The following is an 18,339-nucleotide window of genomic DNA, read 5'->3' as shown; positions in this document are numbered from 1 at the left end:
TTCCTTCGAAATTGCTCAACCGAGGCGCCCTTCGGCGCTCCGGGTATGCTCACTGGAACAGGATGCCGTCCGATAACCACCCACACTTTTCGGCATCATGCTCTATCTCCGGCAGGCGGCCGTCATGGCCGCGTCGCCTATGCAGTCCGGCGATGGCACAGCGACGCCGATCGCTCTTGCGGATTGTACGACCGGTTGTTCGGGCGGCGCGGCTGCCGCATCCGGCGTTGCCCTCGCCTGCGGCGCCTCGCCGGGCAGCGGCACACGCGGGCCGATGGGCGGAGGCATCGGTGCGGGGCCTTGCGCCGGTTGCGGGGTCGAAGCGCTGCGGGGCAAAACCGCCCGCGGCCGGCTGACAATGGCGGGCGCCGGCTCGTAGCCGATCGGCATCGGGCTGGCGCGATAACCGCCCTGGTCAGGATAGATCGGCTCGCCGGTGCGCCCCAGCGCGGCATCGGCGGGCGGCGGATTGCCGTAAGGATTCCAGATCACTCCGTCGAAGCTACCGACTATGGTGTAACCATAGACGATGCTAAGCAGCTGGCGCTCGCTGGCGTTCGCGTCGCAGAGACGCAGGCGCAGCTGGATCATGCCGAAGTTGCGCGCCCGGCTGGTGGCGTTGACGCTTGAGCGGATCTGCTGCCAGGCATAGAGGCAGGTGTCGCCGGCACGGCTGCGGCCGGAGGCATAACCGAAGGGGCCATAGCTGTTCTGCAGGAAGGTCGCCGACGTCGCCATGGGCACGCCGGGGGCCGAGCGCGCCACCTCGCGGGCAATGCCGCTCTCGTTGATCATGCTGAAGCTGGCATTGCCGGTGCCGGGGTTGGCCCCGGATGCGCCGAAAAACTGGACCTTCAGGAAATTCTGGCCGGGAACGGAGGATGACGTAAACAAGGAAACCGTCTGTTCGACGCCGTTGCCACGCTTGCGCTCGACGACGCTGACGATCGACGGGCCGCCGGGCGGCGGCAGGACCAGCGCCTTTTCAGGCGCCACGGTCTCCGGCCCGGAGGGCTCGCGCACACCGCCTGTCGACGTACAGCCGGCCATCATGCCCAATACGGCCACCAGCGATATCGTCTTCCGCAAACGCATGTCTCGAGCCGCCGCAATCGTCTTTCCAGATATCCATTCGCAAAACGCGACGGACCTTCGAATCAACGACCACACGGCCGTTCACAGGGTATAAATCGCCAACATGGTTAATGAAGAGTAAACACCCGGCCCTGCCGCCGGACGGACTCGCACTGACCGTGATTCGGACAGATCAACCGTATGGTGCATAATTTGGTTTAGCAATATCTTGCAGGCCTGGCGCCTGCCTTCCGCCAAGAAGAGCCGGCGCGGAACTATGCCGTACGGCCGGCGTTGCCTTGATGTCTTAGGTTAAAAAGGAGAACATCCCGTGCGCACCATCATGCTGGCTGCCGCCGCCGTGCTGACCATCAGCTCCGCCGCCTTCGCGCAGAGCACTGTCATCATCACCGATCCCGCGCCGACCGGCTCCGTCGTGTTGCCGGGCGAAGTTCGCACCTATGTGATGGAACAAAACACGCCGTCCGCCGTCTATGAAGGCGATATCGCGGTCGGCGCGACGCTGCCCGATACCGTCGAAGTACATACCGTGCCGAATATTGACGGCTATGGCTATACTGTCATCAATGAGCGGCGCGTCATCGTCGAGCCGAAGACGCACCGCGTGATCCAGGTTCTGGAATAACGCGGTCGCCAACAGTGGATGTGCGGCCGTGGTGCGGCTTCACGTCCTCTCATCTTCCATTCTCGCCGGCACATTCAGAAGTTCGCGGATCTTGTGGGCGAGCTGCTCCAGGCTGAAAGGCTTGGCGAGCAGGGAGACACCATGATCGAGCACCCCGTTATGGACGATGGCATTGCGGGTGTAGCCCGTCGTGTAGAGGATGCGGATCGCCGGCCATTTTTCCTGAACAATATCGGCAAGCTGGCGTCCGCTCATCTGCGGCATGACGATATCGGTGAAGATCAGATCGACCTCCCGATTTTCTTCCAGAAGCAGAAGCGCCTCCATACCGCTTGCCGCCTGCAACACGGTGTAACCAAGTTCATGCAGGCTTTCGGCGGTCATCATGCGGACGTTCTCATCATCCTCCACCACCAGGATGGTATCGTTGACGCTGCCCTGAGGAATAGGCTGGGCGCCAGCCGCATTGAACCTGGCGTCCGTCGCCCCGACATGCCGGGGTAGGTAGATCTTTACCGTCGTGCCCCTGTCGATCTCCGAATAGATCTTGATGTGGCCACCGCTCTGCTTGATGTAGCCATAAACCTGGCTGAGGCCGAGACCAGTGCCCTTGCCGGGACCCTTGGTGGTGTAGAACGGGTCGAATGCCCGGTCGATCACGTCAGGCGACATGCCGGTGCCGGTGTCGGTGATGCTGATCATTACATATTGGCCGGCCTCGACCTCCGAATGCATGCGGGAATATCGCTCGTCGAGTTCGGTATTTGCGGTCTCGATGGTAAGATGTCCGCCGCCGGGCATGGCGTCGCGGGCGTTGACGGCAAGGTTCAGGATGGCATTCTCAAGCTGGCTCAAATCGGCAAAACTCGGCCAAAGGCCGCCAGCGAGCACGGTCTCGATCCGGATGTGCTCGCCGAGGGTACGCCGCAGCAACTCCGACATGCCGCCGACCAGCTTGTTGAGATCGATCACCTCAGGGGCAAGCGGCTGCTGGCGCGAGAAAGCGAGAAGGCGCGCGGTCAGAACCGCTGCCCTCTGGGCGCCGTCTTTAGCATTCTGGATAGAATTCAGCAGGCGCGGATCCTCATGCCCCGTCATGCGCCGCTGGGCGAGGTCGAGGTTGCCGATGATGATCGCCAGCATGTTATTGAAATCATGCGCGACGCCGCCTGTGAGCTGACCGATCGTCTCCATCTTCTGCAACTGGCGGACCTGCGCCTGTGCGGCGGCATTCTCTTCCATCTCGTGCCTGAGTTCGGCGGTGCGCTGAACCACTGTCTGTTCGAGGCGCGTGTTGAAACTGTTGAGCTCGTTGCGGAGCCGGCTCTGCCGGCCATGCGCTTTGATGATCAACTCCATCAGCCCGACGATGATGACCGCATTGATGAGATAGGTCGACAGCCCAACCCATTGGCCGGCGCTGACCGGCCAGAAGATATTGTGCGGCTCGACGAAAAACTGCTGGACGATGAAGGCGGCCAGTATTGCCGCGACAAAGCCCGGCCCGGCGCCGCCTATGAAACTCGCCAGCAATATCGCCGGAAGGAAGCTCAGGAAGGGAAAACCGGAGAGATAGTCGCTGACGGCAAGCCTCAGAAGAAATGTCAGGCCAACGAAGGCAACGGCCAACGGATATGTATAACCCGGCCTATGGCGCAGCCAATCCGTGGCACTCAGCAAATCCATTCCAGACCCCTCCTCACGGCGCCGCGTCTTTTCAGATGCGCAAATGGCGCCGTAACACTTTGAATTGCTGCAGAGTTTAATCCCAAAATCGATTCTGATTGAAGGAATTATGCAGCCGCCGTTGTGCAGGCGGCATTCCAGCTTTTACACATCGAATTTCACCCGGCAATATGCTGTTTCTCGCACTACCGGGTAGGACATCTTGACGAGCCGTGCATGGAGTCCACATAAATCCGCATGCCCGGCAAGGGGAAATGGGTGGACGCGAACATGAAAGACATATTCATCGTCGAAGACGATGCGCTGATTGCCATGCTGCTCGAGGATATGCTCGCCGATCTCGGCTATCGGGTTTGCGCCAGCGCGCCCGATCTGGAACGGGCGCTGGCAGCCGCCAGGGACACGGAATTCGACGCTGCCATTCTCGACGTCTCGCTTGCCGGTCAAAGCTCGCTGCCGGTCGCAAAACTGCTCGACGAACGCGGCAAACCCTATGTCTACGCGACGGGATACGGCGCCGCCCCTGCCGGCAGCAGCCCGACCACATTGCCGGTGCTGCAAAAACCTTTCCAGCTCAGCGAACTCGAACAGACGATGAAGCGGCTTACTGGAACCTGACGTGTGTTGCCGGGAAGCGTGCAGCGATTCCGGGATAACGACGCGCATAAAATTAAAGAGTTCCGGTCAGCGCACCTGATCGAGCAGACGTTTGCACTCCAGCAGGTCGTAGAGCGCCTCCTGCAGCAATGCCCTGTCTTCCTTGCCGACGCTTGACTTGCCGATCGAGACTTCCTGCTCGTCCTCACCAGCCACAAAATTGAAGAAGCGGCGGGTAATCGGCGGCTTGGCGCGGCCGACAATCTGGTCTTCATCGGCCATGCCGACGCGCGGTTCCCCGGCGCTCGCCTCCTGCACACCCGACGCAAGCGCCTCGACACTAGCGAGATCGCCGTGGCCGACCGATATGACGAACTTGTTGCCGTTGGTTTTCAGAAGCTTCTGCACACCCTTGATCGTATAACCGTGATCATAGAGCAAATGCCGGATGCCCTTGAGGAGATCCACATCCTCGGGCCGGTAGTAGCGACGGCCGCCGCCGCGCTTCATCGGCTTTATCTGGGGAAAACGCGTCTCCCAGAAGCGCAGCACATGCTGCGGCAGATCAAGATCGTCTGCGACTTCGCTGATGGTGCGAAAGGCATCGGGGCTCTTGTCCAACGTCATACTGCTACGCGACCTCGCGGCTCGATCTTACGGCGACTCATCATATTTCAACGGTTTGGCGCCGACAATTCAAGTCATGTCTCGACGTTGCGCACAACGCAGCACGGTGCGAAGGGAAAAAACACCGTTTAAAGACGGGAAGCCGATGATCAGGATGCCGGATTTTGCGGCTTCAGCTTGACCTTGCGGGAGACATGCGCCTTGAGGATACGAGTCTTCAGCACGTTCGACGCCTTGAAAGTCATGACCCGGCGGGGAGAAATCGGAACCTCCTCGCCGGTCTTCGGGTTGCGGCCGATCCGCTCGTTCTTGTCGCGCACCTGGAAGGTGGCGAAAGAGGACAGCTTGACGGTTTCACCCCGCACGATGGCGTTGCAAACTTCGTCGATGACGGTTTCCACAAGTTCCGCAGATTCGGTCCGGGAAAGCCCAACCTTGCGGAAAACGGATTCCGCCAGGTCTGCTCGCGTCACTGTCTTTCCGGTCATGGTTTCCCCGCCCATTACAAATATTTTGTGAAATCGCGCAAAGAGTATTTGTCTTGCGCCTTACGGTCAAGCTCTTGTTCGCCGCCAGTTTTTTGGATTTACGCCTACCAGCGCAGCAGAACGGCGCCCCAGGTGAAGCCGCCGCCCATCGCCTCGAGCATCACCAGGTCGCCCTTCTTGATGCGGCCGTCGCCGGCAGCGGTCGCAAGGGCGAGCGGGATCGAGGCCGCCGAGGTATTGCCGTGCAGATCGACCGTGATGACGACCTTCGCCGCATCGATGTTCAGCTTCTTGGCCGAACCGTCGATAATGCGCCGATTGGCCTGATGCGGCACCAGCCAGTCGAGGTCGTCGGCGGTGGTGCCGGTCGCATCGAAGGCAGCCTGAATGACATCGGTGATCATGCCGACGGCGTATTTGAAGACCTCGCGGCCTTCCATGCGCAGCTTGCCGACGGTGCCCGTCGACGACGGCCCGCCATCGACATAAAGCTTGTCCTTGTGCGAGCCGTCGGAGCGCAGATGCGCCGTCAGTACGCCGCGATCAGCAACGGTGCCCTCGCCTTCCGTCGCTTCGAGCACGATCGCACCGGCGCCATCGCCGAACAGCACGCAGGTGGTGCGGTCGTTCCAGTCGAGAATGCGTGAAAAGGTTTCAGCGCCAATAACGAGAACGCGCTTGGCAAGGCCGCCGCGGATATAGGCATCCGCTGTCGTAACCGCATAGACGAAACCGGTGCAGACGGCCTGGACGTCGAAGGCAAAGCCGTGGCTCATGCCGAGGCGGTTCTGGATGTTGACCGAGGTTGCCGGAAAGGTGTTGTCAGGCGTCGAGGTGGCGCAGATGATCAGATCGATATCGGCTGGCGTCAGGCCGCCATTGGCAAGGGCAGCACGCGCGGCAGCCTCGCCGAGCGATGCCGTCGTCTCTTCGTCGCCGGCGACATAACGCTGGCGGATGCCGGTGCGTTGGACGATCCATTCGTCCGACGTATCGACGATCGCCTCCATGTCACCATTGGTCATTACGCGCTTCGGAAGTGCGGCTCCGAACCCGCGAACCACTGAACGGATCATATTCGATTGAACCCCATTGCTCATGCAGCTTCCGGGCCCATCGGGGGCAGCCGCTTGGCATGATATTTCTTAAGATCGTTTTCTATTTTCTGATTAAGGCCGTTCTTGGCCATGTCGTAGCCGACTTCGATGGCAGCGGCGATGCCTTCGGCATTCGCGCCGCCATGGCTCTTGATGACGATGCCGTTCAGGCCGAGAAACACGCCGCCATTGACCTTGCTCGGATCGAGCTTCTCGCGAAGCATGTCGAAGGCGCTTTTGGCGAAGAGATAGCCGATGCGGGCGAGCAGCGTGCGCGACATGGCAGCGCGCAGATATTCGCCGATCTGCTTGGCGGTGCCTTCGGCCGTCTTCAGCGCGATATTGCCTGAGAACCCTTCGGTGACGACGACGTCGACCGTGCCCTTGCCAAGGTCATTGCCCTCGACGAAGCCGGAATATTCGAGCGAATCGATGTTCGCCTCGCGCAACAGCCGGCCGGCCTCCTTGACTTCCTCCTGGCCTTTCATCTCCTCGACGCCGACATTCAGAAGGCCGACTGTCGGCCGTTCGACCTCGAATAGCGCCCGCGCCATGGCGCCGCCCATCAGGGCAAAATCCATCAGTTGCTGCGCATCGGCGCCGATCGTCGCTCCGACGTCGAGGACGATGCTCTCGCCTTTCAGCGTCGGCCAGATCGCGGCGATCGCCGGGCGCTCGATATTGGCCATGGTGCGCAGACAGAACTTCGCCATTGCCATCAGCGCGCCGGTATTGCCGGCTGAGACGGCGACGTCGGCTTCACCCGTCTTCACCGCCTCGATCGAGCGCCACATGGTGGAGATATAGCGGCCGCGGCGCAACGCCTGGCTCGGCTTCTCTTCCATGCTGACCGCGAGCTCGCAATCATGAAAGACCGATTTTTCCTTAAGCTTCGGAAACTTGGCAAGGACCGGATCGCATTGTTCCTTGAGACCGTAGAAAACGAAGGAAATATCCGGATGCCGATCCAGCGCCTTGGCGGCGCCGGGGATGACAACCTGGGGACCAAAGTCGCCACCCATGAGGTCGAGAGATATTCTGATCACGCGTCCCTGATCCTTCTTTTCGCCGAGGGCGAAATTTCGGCCAAAATACCGGTTTTGGCGTCGCTTACAACTGAATTATGTCAAATGCCAGAGGCGCTTCAGTCCTTTTTCCAATCCTTGAGGGCCGCGAAAGCCGAAGGCTTTTTGTCGTCCTCGCCGCTATCCTCGATATGGCCTGCGAATTCGATGCCCCCCTTGCGCGGATAGGGATCGATCGCGAGAGCGGCGAATTCGGCAACCACCTCGCCGGCATCGATCGTATCGCCGACAAAGGTCTCGGGCAGATCGGGACCGTCGGGATCGAGCAACATCTCGCCGGCATCATTGCCGGCCTGGCGGGCAAGCTTGGAACCCTCCGGCACGAAGATCTGCTCGAAGCTCTCGTCGATGGCGGATTCGACCGGCTCCAGCGTCACCACGCAGGATTGGACGATCTTCGCCTTCACGCGGCCCCTGATGCGCACGCCGTCACGCTTCCAGCGGGCAATCTGCAGATCGGCGCTGAGATCGTCGACCGAGACGACATTCCAGCTTGCGGCCAGCGCCTTCAATTCGTTTGCGTCGGCCTCGACATGGACCTCGACCGGGTTGGCCGAGATATGGCCGACCTTGACGTGATAGGAGAAGGGAACATCGTCCCGATCGTTCTTCATGATTTCCTCCTCAAGCGACAGGTGGGCTGGCGACAGGTGGGCTGGCGACCGGCGGGAGCGTTGCCGAACCGGTGGCGATCTCCTCTTCCGATAGGGCCGACAAATGCGCTTCCGCGGCCATCATCCATCCGGCGAGGCCGGACATATCGGCCGGCACCGGGCTTTCCGGATAGATATTGCGCGTGAGCGCGAGAGCGAGCGCTTCAGTATCGCCGGTATCCATCGCCTTCGAATAGGCTTCGAGCCGGCCGTAAAACATGCCGGCGAGCTTCTTCATGCGCTTCGGCACGCTGTTGTCGCCGATGCCGAGTTCGCGGATCGAGTAGTCGATATCCTGGAAGAAGGCGTCGACGATCTCCTGGGCGATCTCCTGGCCGCTGGTGGCGGAGCTGCGCGTGCGGCGAAAAAATAGAATCATGGCGATCGACAGCATCTCGAAACGGCCCATGACCGTATCCGGCACATTGAGCCGCTCATAAATCTCCGGCATGCGCGCGGCCGCCGTCAGCACCGCATATTGCCTGTCGACGATTGCCTGATTGTTGTTTTTCTTACGGAACAGCCCGAAGATCATTGTTTTTTCCGGAAATGCCTCATTCTTCACGCCGGCTGGCCTCTGGCCTTGTTGCATGATTTGAAAAGCTGGTTTACCGAAGCAGGCGCGAATTGCAATGCCGATCGTGGCCAGTTTCGGGACGACGCCCTCGATGCGTCAGCGAAGCGAATTCGGGACATTCGACCCGGAATGGCCACAATGGTTTTGCAGGAGGTAATGCGTGCAAGGCCCCAAATGGCTGCTTATCGACACTCAAGGGAGTAGATGTCGTTGAAGAAACGGTATTTCAAGTCTGACGTGAAGTTCTTCAGCAGCGCGGCCATTGCCTTTATAATCGCCTCCACATCAGCTCTTTCCGGTTGCCAGACCAGCACCGTGCTCAATGGCGGATACGTCGCCGACCAGGAGTCGCTGAACCTCGTTCCGGAAGGATCGAGCCGCGAGCAGGTGCTGCTTTCGCTCGGCACCCCGTCGACGACGGCGACCTTCGACGGCGAAGTCTTCTATTATATCTCGCAGCGGCGCACGCGTGCGGTCGCCTTCCAGAAACTGAAGGTCGTCGACCAGAGCGTCCTGGCGATCTATTTCGACAAGGACAGCGTCGTCAGCCGCCGCGCCAACTATACGCTGCAGGACGGCAAGGTGTTCGACTCGATCGGTCGCGTCACGCCGACCGGCGGCAAGGAACTCACCTTCCTGCAGCAGATGCTCTCCGGCGGCAGCGCCGCGAGCGCCGCCCGCAGCCTGTTCGGTGGCGGCGCCGGCGGCACGCCACAAAATCCGAGCAGCCTGCGCTGACCCGATACGCCTCATACGAAAAACCCGCCGGATCGCTCCGGCGGGTTTTTTAATGATCGCTGCTCCGACTTGACGCTTACCGCACCTAACCGGCCGGCGCTGTTTATCCGGCGAGAACGGCGAGCAGCAGCAGCGCGACGATGTTGGTGATCTTGATCGCCGGGTTGACGGCGGGACCCGCAGTGTCCTTGTAGGGATCGCCGACCGTATCGCCGGTGACCGACGCCTTGTGCGCATCGGAGCCCTTCATGTGACGCACGCCATCCTTGTCGACGAACCCGTCCTCGAAGCTCTTCTTGGCATTGTCCCAGGCGCCGCCGCCCGATGTCATCGAGATGGCGACGAAGAGGCCGTTGATGATGACGCCGAGCAGCGATGCGCCAAGCGCGGCAAAGGCCGAGGCCTTGGAGCCGGAGATGAGCAGCACGCCGAAATAAACGACGATCGGCGCCAGCACCGGCAGCAGCGACGGCACGATCATCTCGCGGATTGCGGCCTTGGTCAGAAGGTCGACGGCCCTGCCGTAATCCGGCTTTTCCGTGCCCTGCATGATGCCCGGCTTTTCCTTGAACTGACGGCGAACTTCTTCGACGATCGCACCGGCCGCACGGCCGACGGCCGTCATTGCGATGCCGCCGAAGAGGTAAGGAACGAGGCCGCCGAAGATTAATCCCGCCACCACATAGGGGTTGGAAAGATCGAAGGAAATATCGCCTATGCCGGCGAAATAAGGGAACTTGTCGCCATTCGCCGCAAAATATTTGAGGTCGTAGGAGTAGGCTGCGAAGAGAACCAGGGCGCCGAGACCGGCCGAACCGATGGCATAACCCTTGGTGACGGCTTTGGTCGTATTGCCGACAGCATCGAGCGCATCCGTGGATTTGCGCACTTCCGGCGGCAGATGCGACATTTCGGCGATACCGCCGGCATTGTCCGTCACCGGTCCGAAGGCGTCGAGCGCGACGATCATCCCGGCAATGCCGAGCATCGCGGTCACTGCAATGCCGGTGCCGAAAAGGCCGCCGAGCTGGTAGGTGGCGAGAATGCCGCCAACGATGACGATCGCCGGCAGTGCCGTCGATTCCAGCGAGACGGCCAGGCCCTGGATGACATTGGTGCCGTGACCGGTGACCGAGGCCTGGGCGATTGAAACGACCGGGCGCTTGCCCGTGCCGGTATAATATTCGGTGATCACCACGATCAGCGCGGTGACGACAAGACCGACGATGCCGCAGAAGAAGAGGTGCGTGCCTGAAATGTCGACGCCGCCAACCGTGCCGAGCGAGCCCCAGCCAACCGTCAGCGAGGTGGCGGCGCCAAGACCGACGATCGACAGCAGGCCGGTGACGATAAGGCCCTTGTAAAGAGCGCCCATGATTGAGCCGTTCGAGCCGAGCTTGACGAAAAAGGTGCCGATGATCGAAGTGATGATGCAGGCGCCGCAGATCGCCAGCGGATAGATCATCGCCGACTGGAGGATCGGCGCGCCGGCAAAGAATATCGCGGCAAGAACCATGGTGGCGACGACGGAAACCGCATAGGTTTCAAAGAGGTCGGCGGCCATGCCGGCGCAGTCGCCGACATTGTCGCCAACGTTATCGGCAATCGTTGCCGGGTTGCGCGGATCGTCCTCGGGAATGCCGGCTTCCACCTTGCCGACGAGGTCGCCGCCGACATCGGCGCCCTTGGTGAAGATGCCGCCGCCGAGACGGGCGAAGATCGAAATCAGCGAAGCGCCGAAGCCGAGCGCCACCAGCGCATCGATGACTTCGCGCGAACCGCTCTCATGGCCGAGGCCAACGGTCAAAATGGTATAGTAGATGGAGACGCCGAGCAGTGCGAGGCCGGCCACCAGCATGCCGGTGATCGCACCTGACTTGAAGGCGATGTCTAGGCCGGCGGAAAGGCTGGCGGAGGCCGCCTGGGCGGTGCGCACATTGGCGCGCACGGAGACATGCATGCCGATAAAGCCGGCAGCACCTGATAGTACGGCGCCGATCAGGAAGCCGATGGCTGCCTCGGCGGAAAGTAGCAGCCAGGCTGCGATGAAAACGACGACGCCGACAAGGGCAATGGTTCTGTACTGGCGGGTCAAATAGGCCTGAGCGCCTTCGCGGATATAGCCCGCGATCTCCTGCATGCGGCTGTTGCCCTGATCGGCGGCAAGCACCGACCGGGTTGCCCAGGCGGCATAGACCACCGAGAGCAGACCGCATGCGATTACGCATAAAAGAATCGTCATTTCGCTCTTTCCTCCCATAGGCCGGAGCTCACTCCTTCTCCGGCAGATACGCCGCCGAATCGCCTTCCTCTCCACAGAAATGCCACAGCTAAGCGGTGCGGAGATTGCGTGGTCGATCACGTGGCGTCAAGACCGCAACGAGCGAAAACCGTTGCAGTGCGAAGAAAGACTTAGGGAGATTGTTTGGCGGCTAAAGACTTACTTCTTCGTCTCGCCGCGCACCTGCTTTGCAATACGGTCGAGCACCGCATTGACGAGCTTCGGCTCGTCGTCATCGAAGAAGGCCTGGGCGATCTCGACATATTCGGTAACGATGACCGCCACCGGGACGTCCTTGCGGTCGGTGATCTCGAAGACGCCGGCGCGCAGGATGGCGCGCACGGTGCTGTCGAGGCGCGACAAGGCCCAATCATCCTGCAGGGCCGCGGCAATCAGCGGATCGAGGCGGACCTGATCGCGCACGACGCCGGAGACGATGGAACGGAACCAGCCGGCATCGGCCTTCAGATAGGTCGCGCCGTCGAGTTCCTGGCCGAGACGGTGCGCCTCGTATTCGGCGACGATTTCCAGAACACCGGTGCCGCCGACATCCATCTGATATAGTGCCTGAACGGCAGCAAGACGGGCAGCGCCCCGCTGGTTTGCAGTCTTGACCGGCCGTTCCGTCTTGTCGTCGTTCATTCGTTATGCACCCAGTTTCTGCTTCAGCTCGATCATCGTCAGAGCCGCGCGAGCGGCAAATCCGCCCTTGTCCTTGTCCGAGCGGCGCGCCCGCGCCCATGCCTGTTCGTCGTTCTCGACGGTCAGAATGCCGTTGCCGATGGCAAGCGACTCACTGACCGCAAGATCCATCAAAGCGCGCGAGGATTCATTCGACACGATATCGAAGTGATAGGTCTCGCCGCGAATGACCATGCCGAGCGCGACATAGCCATCATAATGCGTTCCGCCATTGTCGTCTCCATCGAGCGACATGGCAATTGCCGCCGGAATTTCCAGTGCGCCCGGAACGGTAACGACCTCGAAGGTGGCGCCGGCCTGTTCCAATGCGAAGGTCGCACCTTCGAGCAGGGCGTCGGCCATGTCGTCGTAGAAGCGGGCCTCAACGATCAAAATATGGGGAGCGGTCTCTCTCGGCATGGTTCACCTTCGTTTTGTGGGGCGTTTTCCACTCGGCAGGCCGCGGTCAAAACATGCCTTCACCAGAATGGCAAGCACTTTCGCCCGATGCCGCAATGCCAAAGAAGAAATATCCGCAAGGGGATAGCCGCGCCGGGCCTGTACTGCTCGGCAAGCCTCTCGAACCGGTTTTTCCGCATGCCTGGAAAACGGCATTTCGAAGGCGGATTTCATGAACAATTCTTAATGGGTTTTCAGTGGCTTAACCTATTGAATCGCGAATGGAAGAGCGCCAATTCCATGTCGTGACAGACGATCCCCTGCAACGACAGTCGACCGTTAAAGCAGATGAAAGGATACAATCATGAACCGCGTTGTCACCATCAGCATCGCTGCAGCCCTCTCCTCCCTCGCATTTGCCGGCGTCAGCCGGGCCGAAAGCCTTGGGATGAACAGCGCCCAGGGCATCGAGCAGACACTCCGGACCTTCCACGGCAATGATTTCAACGTCGAGCAGGTCCACAACTGGCGCAACCTCGACGACGAGAACACCGGGCCGCGCTCGGCGCCGGAACGTTCCGGCCAGGCCGTTCACGCCATCCAGGCCTCGATCGACGCCAACAGATCGCTTGCCCATCGTCTCAACAACGAGGGCGTCGACGTCCGCAATATCGTCAATGCCGAACAGGCAGCCGACGGAAGCGTGACCTTCTACGTCCGTTGACGTTTCAGCGCATCGCGTCCCCTTCGGTGCGCGGCGCTCATAGCATGGGCGGCGGTCTCCTCTCCGCCCATGCCGGGGATTTTCCAGAAAACCATTGAATTTTTCCAGGCGATGATGGTTTCTCTTCCTGCAACAGGAGGACATCATGGCGACGGAATCGAAGGCGGTGATCAATATCGCCGATCTAAAGCTCGACCATTGGCAACAGGGCACGCTCTATGAGAGCGTCGACACGTCGTTCGGCGCGCTTCTCGGCCTGACCGGCCTCGGCATCAGCTACAACGAGGTGCCGCCGGGCAAATCGGGCTGCCCCTTCCACAACCATCACGTCGAAGACGAGCTTTTCTACGTGATTTCAGGCACCGGCGAATACCGCTTCGGGGGGGAGCGCCATGCGATCAAGGCGGGCGACGCGCTCGGCGCACCAGCCGGCGGCCCGGAAACAGCGCACCAGATCATCAACACCGGCACGGCTCCGCTTGTCTATCTCGGCATCTCGACGATGGCGAAGACCGAGATCGTCGAATATCCGGATTCCGGAAAGTTTCTTGCCAAGACCAATAGGGGCGATACCAAACCTCTGCGCTTCCGTCATATCGGCCGGCCGGGAGCCGATCTCGACTATTGGGTCGGCGAGCCCGGCGCTTGAAGGACCCGATATGACCGATATTCCAACCCTCGAAACGGAGCGGCTGACGCTCCGCCCTCACCGCCTCGATGATTTCGAGGCGCATGCGGCACTCTGGGCTGATGAAGACGTCGTCCGCTTCATCAGCGGCATCCCGTCGACGCGCGAGCAGAGCTGGAGCCGCATGCTGCGGATTGCCGGCATGTGGCACCATATGGGCTTCGGCTTTCTTGCGATCGTGGAAAAGGCGAGCGACCGGTTCATCGGCGAAGCGGGCTTCTTGGAATCCCGCCGCGAGATGACGCCATCGATCGAGGGGACGATGGAACTCGGCTGGGCGCTGATACCCTCGGCGCACGGGCGCGGTTACGCCACCGAAGCGTTGACCGCCCTGATCGGCTGGGGGCAAGCACATTTCCCGGCAAAACCGATGAGCTGCATCATCAGCCCGGATCCGGCCTCGTTGCGGGTCGCAGCCAAACTCGGTTTTCGCGAGACCACGCGCACGCAGTACAACGGCGAAGTCATTCAGTTTTCGCGCTAGGCTTCGCACCGGCTACGCGCAAGCAACGCGCTGTAGAGTCGCTGACAAGAGGCAGAAACGCTAGGAATGCTGACGTCCGCCACCTCGACACAACGAAGCATTGACGGGCGAGCCGCGTGGTAATTTCAGCCGGCAGACACTCCCCGTCCATCAGAGGCTGATTACAAATATGACCATTTTCATTGTTTGCCATAAGGATTTGCCGAGCTACCCTCCTCCCGAGGGCGCGAAAATCATATGGCTCAACTCTAAACTGCCTTTGGAAAGCAGGGGAATGGATGTCATTGCCGGCTATGATTTTTTCAGCGAGCCGGAGGAGCTTCACGCGAAATTGTCAGGATCTCTTGGAACGATCGTCATCGCGAAGGTCGTTTCGGAAGAGCCAGCAAAACATCGCAACGTTACCATCTGGCAGTATCGTAAATTTCTAACGAGGCTAAAAATCGGGACCCCGAACCCCGAATATCCCGGGATGAATACAACGACTTCTGAAGAAGTGGAAATCACAAGACCGGAGGATCCGCAGTTTTTTTCAGAGAATTTCTTTCTGCCTCGGCCGTTAAACCTCCACAACATATCTCAACACTATGCACGCTTCCACAATATTGTTGACTTTCTCAGATATACAGCGTTTGCAATCGAAGCAAACACTTTAACGCAAGCCGAAGCTTTGCAGTTTTTTAACTCCAGCACTTTCGTTCCTGGAGGCATTGAACTCGGCACCTATCCGACGGACTGGTGGCTGGACACTTTTGTCCGCATGGTGGCGCCGTCTTTTGAATTTGCGAAACGATATCAACCGTTTCAAGCCGATGACCCCGTGCAGAAACGCGCGATCTCATTTTGCCAGGAGCGTCTCGGAAGCTATCTTCTCGTCAAACGGATAGCCGAACTCTATGGCAATACCCTGCCTGGGTCCTTGTTCGGGGATATAGCCACCGTATCGAATGATGGCGTCTATAGAAGCGGCGTATAAACCGAGCGGCCCAATCCAAACGGAACATCGCAACTCTTGCGACACCGGCAGCAGAAGCGGCTGAGCCAATAAAGCTGGCTAGAGAAAACTGGAAGGGGGATGGCTGAGTTCCCACACCCCTCCAGATTGCCAGCGACAGTTCTGCGAACAGTGTGGCGCAAGCTTCACCTCAAATAGTAGGCACCAAACAGGCTCGAATTGCCATTCTGCGGATTTCCCAAACAGACGGCAGCCATTCGCGAAGGACGATACCTTGACGATCAATCAGCCCATTTCTTCTTTGCCGGCCGGCCTTCCTGATCTGGCGCTTCTCACGGAGAAAGCTGCCGGCACGGGATCCGTCATTGTCTATCAGCCTTATCTCGATGCTTCGCAGCGCGGCCAGCTCGACGCGGCGGCCATGCCGCTCGACATCTCGTTCAACACGCAGCCTACGACCCGCGAATATGAACTCTTCCTCACCCTGCATCAGCATCACGAGGCCATCGGCCTCGGCGACGACGTGTTTTGGGGGCTGCTCTCCAGCAAATTCGAGATGAAGTCGGTGACGAGCTTTCCGTCCTTTGTCACCGAGGCGGAAAAGGCCAGGGCAGAAGGCGCGGACGCCTATCTTTACAATCCGCTGATCGGCCACGCGGCGATCTACAGCAACGTCTGGGAACATTCGCTGCTTGGCGGTCACCCCGGCATGGAGCCGATCTTTCTGCATATCCAGGAGCTCGGCTATCCGATCGCGCCGCCCCAAGACAAGACTGCCTTCGCATTCTGCAACTATTTCTGCGGCAACCGGAAATTCTGGTCCGGCTATTTCGCCTTTTGCGAACGCATTCTCGAATCGCTGGAAAACCAAGCGCGAGCCGGCACGGCGGCGGGCGCCGCCTATGCTGGTACGGCTCACTATTCACGCGATGCCAACGCGAAGATGCGCCCCTTCGTGATCGAGCGTCTACTCGGGCTTTATATCCAGCAGGCAGCCGCCTCCGGATTGAAGATCGCCGCCTTCGTACCGACCGTTGCCGATTTCGAATGGAAGTTCGGTGTCCGCCTCGGCCGGATGCTGCATGGCCTCTTCGCCGCCAAGGAAGCTTTCCTGCGGAGCCCTGACGATGCTCTCCTGACCGCTTGGCAGCAAGGCCGCCAACCGCTCATCAAGCAGCCGCATCTGATCTGGATGGCTGATGATCCGCCCGCCTGGATGCCGCGCGGCCAATTCATCGGCGGCTGCGAATTGATGCGCGCCCACGCCCAGCAGCCTTCCGGCGCCTCTGCGGTGCCGCAGCAGCCCGTACAGACAGCAAGGCCCGCTATACCAGCTGCACCGAAGATCGAGCAGCCGCTCGGCCATTCGTTGCAACCCTTTAACGGCGGATGGCAGGCACACAAGGACCGCCATTGCATCTGGATCGTGACGCCCGACAACTACAATCACAGCCACGCCTTCGACGAAGTCGCGCTCGGCCTGCAAGGCGCCTTCGAGGAACTCGGCGGCTCGGCACCGATCACCCGCGACATGAACGCATTCGCCGGCCGTGCGCCGATCATCTATGGCGGCAATCTTCTCCCCGCCGACATCGTCGACCATCTGCCGAAAGACAGCGTCATCATCAACCTCGAGCAGGTGTCCGAAGAAAGCAGCTGGATCAATTCGCGCTATACGTCGATCCTGAGGGCGATGCCGGTGCTCGACTACAGCCCACGCAACCGCGAAAATCTCGCCGCCAAGGGCATTGATCACGCCGGCGTCCTCGAAATCGGCTATAGCAACTGCCTCAGCCAGATAAAGCACAATCCCGTCAGAGATATCGACGTGCTCTTCTACGGCTCGATGAACGAACGCCGCCACCATATCCTGAAGACGCTGAAGGACGGCGGGCTCAAGGTCGCGCACCTCTTCAACATCTATGGTGCGGAACGCGATGCGGCGATTGCCCGCGCCAAGATCGTGATCAACATCCATCATTATGCGAGCGGCGTCTTCGAGATCGTGCGCATTTCCTATCTGCTCGCCAATCGCGTTTGCGTGCTGACGGAAGGCGACATTCGCGATCCGGACCTCCAGCCCTTTATCGGCGGTTTGGCAATCGAGCCCTATGACGACATGATCGAGCGCTGCTACAAGCTGATCGCCGATGCCGACGAGCGCGATGCCATTGCCGCGACAGGCCTTGCGGCCATGCAGAGCCGCTCGCAGGCGGACATGCTGATGAGCGTCATGAAGGCAGGCGCCTGATGAAGGCCGCAGAAAAGGTACGTCATGCGCATTGAGACCGCGGCCATCGAAGGCATCGTAGCAATCACCCCGCCACGCTTCGGCGATCACCGCGGCTACTTCTCCGAGGTATTCAAGGATGCCTGGTTCCGGGAAAATGTGGCAGACGTCACGTTCGTCCAGGACAATGAATCGCTTTCGGCGCAGGCCGGCACCGTCCGGGGGCTGCATTTCCAGATCCCGCCCTTCGCACAGGGCAAGCTGGTGCGTTGCCTTGCCGGCCGGATCATGGATGTCGTCGTCGATATCCGCGTGGGATCGCCGAGCTTCGGCAAATGGCTCTCTCAGGAGCTCTCGCCTGAAACCGGCAAGCAGCTCTGGATACCGGCCGGTTTCGCGCACGGGTTCGTCACGATCGAGCCGAACAGCGTCATCAGCTACAAGGTAACCGCACCCTACAGCCCGCAGCATGATCGGGGCATCGCGTGGAACGATCCCACGATCGGCATTCGCTGGCCCTTCGACGAGAGAGAAATGGTATCGTCCGACAAGGACAAGACGCTGCCGCGGCTCGCCGAACTGCCAGGCCATTTTTCCTATTCAGCACAGCTACCCGAGGATTGATCCAC

Annotated in this window: 20 protein-coding genes and 1 pseudogene; 9 read left to right on the top strand and 12 right to left on the bottom strand. The window is 60.2% G+C overall.

Annotation, left to right across the window (positions count from 1 at the left end; genetic code table 11):
• Window positions 1–102: 102 nt before the first annotated feature.
• On the bottom strand, window positions 103–1,095 hold the full coding sequence (gene bcsN / locus ATY29_RS06585) for a cellulose biosynthesis protein BcsN (RefSeq protein ID WP_097535582.1): 993 nt from the start codon (window positions 1,093–1,095) through the stop codon (window positions 103–105).
• A 310-nt stretch (window positions 1,096–1,405) separates the two neighbouring features.
• On the opposite strand from bcsN, the gene ATY29_RS06580 reads away from it, so the two are divergent.
• Window positions 1,406–1,720, top strand: a complete 315-nt coding sequence (locus ATY29_RS06580) for a DUF1236 domain-containing protein (RefSeq protein WP_025415847.1) — start codon at window positions 1,406–1,408, stop codon at window positions 1,718–1,720.
• Between the two features lie 39 nt (window positions 1,721–1,759).
• On the opposite strand, the gene ATY29_RS06575 is transcribed toward ATY29_RS06580, so the two are convergent.
• Window positions 1,760–3,406, bottom strand: coding sequence for an ATP-binding protein (locus ATY29_RS06575; RefSeq protein ID WP_025415846.1), 1,647 nt, complete (start codon window positions 3,404–3,406; stop codon window positions 1,760–1,762).
• Between the two features lie 270 nt (window positions 3,407–3,676).
• Here ATY29_RS06575 and ATY29_RS06570 point away from each other — a divergent pair, with 270 nt between their 5' ends.
• Window positions 3,677–4,024, top strand: coding sequence for a response regulator (locus ATY29_RS06570; RefSeq protein ID WP_025415845.1), 348 nt, complete (start codon window positions 3,677–3,679; stop codon window positions 4,022–4,024).
• A gap of 66 nt (window positions 4,025–4,090) precedes the next feature.
• Here the strand turns inward: ATY29_RS06570 and ATY29_RS06565 are convergent, their stop codons facing one another.
• From ATY29_RS06565 to ATY29_RS06540, 6 genes are all read right to left on the bottom strand, one after another.
• Entirely contained in the window at window positions 4,091–4,630 is a 540-nt protein-coding gene (locus tag ATY29_RS06565; protein WP_003574025.1) for a MerR family transcriptional regulator, read from the bottom strand.
• Between the two features lie 149 nt (window positions 4,631–4,779).
• On the bottom strand, window positions 4,780–5,118 hold the full coding sequence (locus ATY29_RS06560; protein ID WP_003574027.1) for an integration host factor subunit alpha: 339 nt from the start codon (window positions 5,116–5,118) through the stop codon (window positions 4,780–4,782).
• A gap of 104 nt (window positions 5,119–5,222) precedes the next feature.
• Window positions 5,223–6,194, bottom strand: a complete 972-nt coding sequence (locus ATY29_RS06555; RefSeq protein ID WP_025415844.1) for a beta-ketoacyl-ACP synthase III — start codon at window positions 6,192–6,194, stop codon at window positions 5,223–5,225.
• 20 nt (window positions 6,195–6,214) lie between these two features.
• Window positions 6,215–7,261, bottom strand: a complete 1,047-nt coding sequence (plsX, locus tag ATY29_RS06550; RefSeq protein ID WP_003574032.1) for a phosphate acyltransferase PlsX — start codon at window positions 7,259–7,261, stop codon at window positions 6,215–6,217.
• Window positions 7,262–7,359: 98 nt separating this feature from the next.
• Window positions 7,360–7,914 carry a YceD family protein gene (locus ATY29_RS06545; RefSeq protein WP_003574034.1) on the bottom strand — a complete coding sequence of 185 codons (555 nt, stop codon included), beginning with the start codon at window positions 7,912–7,914 and terminating at the stop codon, window positions 7,360–7,362.
• 10 nt (window positions 7,915–7,924) lie between these two features.
• The gene (locus ATY29_RS06540) at window positions 7,925–8,545 is read right to left on the bottom strand and encodes a ubiquinol-cytochrome C chaperone family protein (protein WP_080588200.1); all 621 of its coding nucleotides are present in this window, start codon (window positions 8,543–8,545) and stop codon (window positions 7,925–7,927) included.
• Window positions 8,546–8,734: 189 nt separating this feature from the next.
• Between ATY29_RS06540 and ATY29_RS06535 the strand changes: the two genes are divergently transcribed.
• Window positions 8,735–9,268: an outer membrane protein assembly factor BamE gene (locus ATY29_RS06535; RefSeq protein ID WP_097535580.1), complete on the top strand. Its 534-nt coding sequence runs from the start codon at window positions 8,735–8,737 to the stop codon at window positions 9,266–9,268.
• Between the two features lie 103 nt (window positions 9,269–9,371).
• On the opposite strand, the gene ATY29_RS06530 is transcribed toward ATY29_RS06535, so the two are convergent.
• The 4 genes from ATY29_RS06530 to ATY29_RS36355 form a co-directional block, all read right to left on the bottom strand.
• A complete protein-coding gene (locus ATY29_RS06530) occupies window positions 9,372–11,510 on the bottom strand; it encodes a sodium-translocating pyrophosphatase (protein ID WP_003574040.1) in 2,139 nt (712 codons plus the stop codon).
• Window positions 11,511–11,708: 198 nt separating this feature from the next.
• Window positions 11,709–12,191 (bottom strand): transcription antitermination factor NusB, encoded by a 483-nt coding sequence (gene nusB / locus ATY29_RS06525; RefSeq protein ID WP_003574041.1) that lies wholly within the window; start codon window positions 12,189–12,191, stop codon window positions 11,709–11,711.
• Window positions 12,192–12,194: 3 nt separating this feature from the next.
• Window positions 12,195–12,650 (bottom strand): 6,7-dimethyl-8-ribityllumazine synthase, encoded by a 456-nt coding sequence (gene ribH / locus ATY29_RS06520; protein WP_003574043.1) that lies wholly within the window; start codon window positions 12,648–12,650, stop codon window positions 12,195–12,197.
• A gap of 3 nt (window positions 12,651–12,653) precedes the next feature.
• A complete protein-coding gene (locus ATY29_RS36355; RefSeq protein WP_128398469.1) occupies window positions 12,654–12,863 on the bottom strand; it encodes a hypothetical protein in 210 nt (69 codons plus the stop codon).
• A gap of 130 nt (window positions 12,864–12,993) precedes the next feature.
• Here ATY29_RS36355 and ATY29_RS06515 point away from each other — a divergent pair, with 130 nt between their 5' ends.
• The 6 genes and pseudogenes from ATY29_RS06515 (at window position 12,994) to rfbC (ending at window position 18,334) form a co-directional block, all read left to right on the top strand.
• Window positions 12,994–13,353: a hypothetical protein gene (locus ATY29_RS06515; RefSeq protein ID WP_003574045.1), complete on the top strand. Its 360-nt coding sequence runs from the start codon at window positions 12,994–12,996 to the stop codon at window positions 13,351–13,353.
• A gap of 145 nt (window positions 13,354–13,498) precedes the next feature.
• Window positions 13,499–14,002 carry a cupin domain-containing protein gene (locus tag ATY29_RS06510; RefSeq protein WP_097535578.1) on the top strand — a complete coding sequence of 168 codons (504 nt, stop codon included), beginning with the start codon at window positions 13,499–13,501 and terminating at the stop codon, window positions 14,000–14,002.
• 10 nt (window positions 14,003–14,012) lie between these two features.
• A complete protein-coding gene (locus ATY29_RS06505; RefSeq protein ID WP_097535576.1) occupies window positions 14,013–14,525 on the top strand; it encodes a GNAT family N-acetyltransferase in 513 nt (170 codons plus the stop codon).
• A 169-nt stretch (window positions 14,526–14,694) separates the two neighbouring features.
• Window positions 14,695–15,501: a hypothetical protein gene (locus ATY29_RS06500; protein ID WP_003574051.1), complete on the top strand. Its 807-nt coding sequence runs from the start codon at window positions 14,695–14,697 to the stop codon at window positions 15,499–15,501.
• Window positions 15,502–15,754: 253 nt separating this feature from the next.
• Window positions 15,755–17,766 (top strand): annotated as a pseudogene (locus tag ATY29_RS06495) (CgeB family protein).
• Window positions 17,756–18,334 (top strand): dTDP-4-dehydrorhamnose 3,5-epimerase, encoded by a 579-nt coding sequence (gene rfbC / locus ATY29_RS06490; RefSeq protein WP_003574055.1) that lies wholly within the window; start codon window positions 17,756–17,758, stop codon window positions 18,332–18,334. Before ATY29_RS06495 ends, rfbC begins: the two are co-directional and overlap by 11 nt.
• Window positions 18,335–18,339 lie beyond the last annotated feature (5 nt).

The organism is Rhizobium hidalgonense, from assembly GCF_002914525.1.
GTDB classification, from domain to species: domain Bacteria; phylum Pseudomonadota; class Alphaproteobacteria; order Rhizobiales; family Rhizobiaceae; genus Rhizobium; species Rhizobium hidalgonense.
Note: the sequence above shows the minus strand (reverse complement) of the source record. Positions and strands in the feature narration are given on the sequence as shown.

Bases quoted from the DNA above. Each gene is read 5' to 3' on its own strand.
- bcsN (WP_097535582.1), bottom strand. From the start codon at position 1,095: ATGCGTTTGCGGAAGACGATATCGCTGGTGGCCGTATTGGGCATGATG.
- ATY29_RS06575 (WP_025415846.1), bottom strand. From the start codon at position 3,406: ATGGATTTGCTGAGTGCCACGGATTGGCTGCGCCATAGGCCGGGTTAT.
- ATY29_RS06570 (WP_025415845.1), top strand. From the start codon at position 3,677: ATGAAAGACATATTCATCGTCGAAGACGATGCGCTGATTGCCATGCTG.
- ATY29_RS06565 (WP_003574025.1), bottom strand. From the start codon at position 4,630: ATGACGTTGGACAAGAGCCCCGATGCCTTTCGCACCATCAGCGAAGTC.
- ATY29_RS06560 (WP_003574027.1), bottom strand. From the start codon at position 5,118: ATGACCGGAAAGACAGTGACGCGAGCAGACCTGGCGGAATCCGTTTTC.
- ATY29_RS06555 (WP_025415844.1), bottom strand. From the start codon at position 6,194: ATGATCCGTTCAGTGGTTCGCGGGTTCGGAGCCGCACTTCCGAAGCGC.
- ATY29_RS06545 (WP_003574034.1), bottom strand. From the start codon at position 7,914: ATGAAGAACGATCGGGACGATGTTCCCTTCTCCTATCACGTCAAGGTC.
- ATY29_RS06540 (WP_080588200.1), bottom strand. From the start codon at position 8,545: ATGCAACAAGGCCAGAGGCCAGCCGGCGTGAAGAATGAGGCATTTCCG.
- ATY29_RS06535 (WP_097535580.1), top strand. From the start codon at position 8,735: ATGTCGTTGAAGAAACGGTATTTCAAGTCTGACGTGAAGTTCTTCAGC.
- ATY29_RS06530 (WP_003574040.1), bottom strand. From the start codon at position 11,510: ATGACGATTCTTTTATGCGTAATCGCATGCGGTCTGCTCTCGGTGGTC.
- nusB (WP_003574041.1), bottom strand. From the start codon at position 12,191: ATGAACGACGACAAGACGGAACGGCCGGTCAAGACTGCAAACCAGCGG.
- ribH (WP_003574043.1), bottom strand. From the start codon at position 12,650: ATGCCGAGAGAGACCGCTCCCCATATTTTGATCGTTGAGGCCCGCTTC.
- ATY29_RS36355 (WP_128398469.1), bottom strand. From the start codon at position 12,863: ATGAAATCCGCCTTCGAAATGCCGTTTTCCAGGCATGCGGAAAAACCG.
- ATY29_RS06515 (WP_003574045.1), top strand. From the start codon at position 12,994: ATGAACCGCGTTGTCACCATCAGCATCGCTGCAGCCCTCTCCTCCCTC.
- ATY29_RS06510 (WP_097535578.1), top strand. From the start codon at position 13,499: ATGGCGACGGAATCGAAGGCGGTGATCAATATCGCCGATCTAAAGCTC.
- ATY29_RS06505 (WP_097535576.1), top strand. From the start codon at position 14,013: ATGACCGATATTCCAACCCTCGAAACGGAGCGGCTGACGCTCCGCCCT.
- ATY29_RS06500 (WP_003574051.1), top strand. From the start codon at position 14,695: ATGACCATTTTCATTGTTTGCCATAAGGATTTGCCGAGCTACCCTCCT.
- rfbC (WP_003574055.1), top strand. From the start codon at position 17,756: ATGCGCATTGAGACCGCGGCCATCGAAGGCATCGTAGCAATCACCCCG.